Raw genomic sequence first — 1579 nt, 5'->3', positions numbered from 1 at the left:
CACGTACGCCTTCCAGCACCAGCGTTACTGGCCGCGCCCCGGCACCGGCGGCACCGGTGACGTCCACGCCACCGGCCTGCACCCGGCGGAACACCCGCTGTTCGGTGCCGCCGTCGCACTCGCCGACATGGACGGCTACCTCTTCACCGGCAGGCTGTCGCTCGCGTCCCACCCCTGGCTCGCGGGCCACGCCCTGGGCGGCACGGTCCTGCTGCCGGCCACGGCATTCGTCGAACTCGCCCTGCACGCCGGGCACCGCGTCGGCTGCGCGCACCTGGAGGAGCTGACGCTCCAGGCACCCCTGGTCCTGCCCGAGCGCGGCGCCGTACAGATGCAGCTCGCCATCGGCGCCGCCGACACCTTCGGCCGCCGCCCGGTGAACCTCTACTCGCGCCCGCAGGCGGCGTCCTCCAACGACCCGTCCTCCGACGACGACCTGTGGTCCGACGAGCCCTGGCTGCGCCACGCCACGGGAACCCTCGCCCCGGCACCGGCCGCCCGCCCCGCCGCCGCCGACCTCACCCAGTGGCCCCCGGCCGACGCCGAACGAGCCGAGACCGACGCGCTGTACGAGGGCCTCGCCGCCGCCGGATTCAGCTACGGCCCGGCGTTCCAGGGGCTGCGGTCCGTGTGGCGGCGCGGCGACGAACTCTTCGCGGAGGTCGCGCTGCCCGAGGAGGAGCGCGCCGAGGCAGGCGCGTACGGCCTGCACCCCGCGCTCCTCGACGCCGCCCTGCACCCGCTGGGCCTCGGCACCTTCGTGTCCGACACCGAGCAGGGCCGGATGCCGTTCTCCTGGACCGGCGTGACCCTGCACGCGACCGGCGCGTCCGCACTCCGCGTACGCCTCGCCGCCGCCGGAACGGACGGCGTCGCCCTGTCCATCGCCGACGCCTCCGGCGCACCGGTCGCCGCCGTGGACTCCCTCGTCCTGCGGCCCGTCGCCGCACCGGAGACGAGCGCCGAGCGGAGCGGTCGCCACGACTCGCTGTTCCGCGTCGACTGGAACGTGGCACCCGCGCCCGCCACCGTGCCGGGCGGCAGCGCCTACGCCGTCCTGGGTGCGGACGAGTTGGGGCTGCGCACGGCGCTGGAGAGCACCGGTGCGACGGTGACGGCGTACGCGGACGTGGCCGGACTGGCCGCGGCGGTCGACGGCGGCGCCCCTGTCCCGGAGTCCGTCTTCGTGGCCTGCGCCGCCTCCGCCGACCCCGCGCCGGGCGTCGCCGGGTCCGTGCGGGCTTCGCTGTACGACACCCTGCGCACCGTGGGGGAGTGGCTGGCCTTCGAGGGCGGCGACGAATCCCGTCTGGTGGTGGTGACGTCCGGTGCCGTGGGCGTGGGCTCCGGCGACGTGGTGTCCGCCGCGGGCCTGGTGGATGCCCCGGTGTGGGGTCTGGTGCGGTCGGCGCAGTCGGAGAACCCCGGGCGGCCAGTCGGAGAACCCCGGGCGGCTCGCCCTGGTCGACGTCGACGGCTCCACGGCGGCCCTGGGGCAGCTGCCCGGGGCGCTGGACCTGGACGAGCCGCAGGTGGCGGTGCGCGGGGACGTGGTGTGGGTGCCGCGTCTGGTGCGGGC

Annotated in this window: 1 protein-coding gene; it reads left to right on the top strand. The window is 76.4% G+C overall.

All coding sequences use genetic code 11. The features are described 5' to 3' along the window. Positions 1-1579 (top strand): polyketide synthase dehydratase domain-containing protein (locus STRAU_RS37790; protein ID WP_203227511.1); only part of this gene is annotated, 1579 nt, incomplete at both ends.

This window comes from Streptomyces aurantiacus JA 4570 (assembly GCF_000414115.1).
GTDB classification, from domain to species: Bacteria; Actinomycetota; Actinomycetes; order Streptomycetales; family Streptomycetaceae; genus Streptomyces; species Streptomyces aurantiacus_A.
Note: the sequence above shows the minus strand (reverse complement) of the source record. Positions and strands in the feature narration are given on the sequence as shown.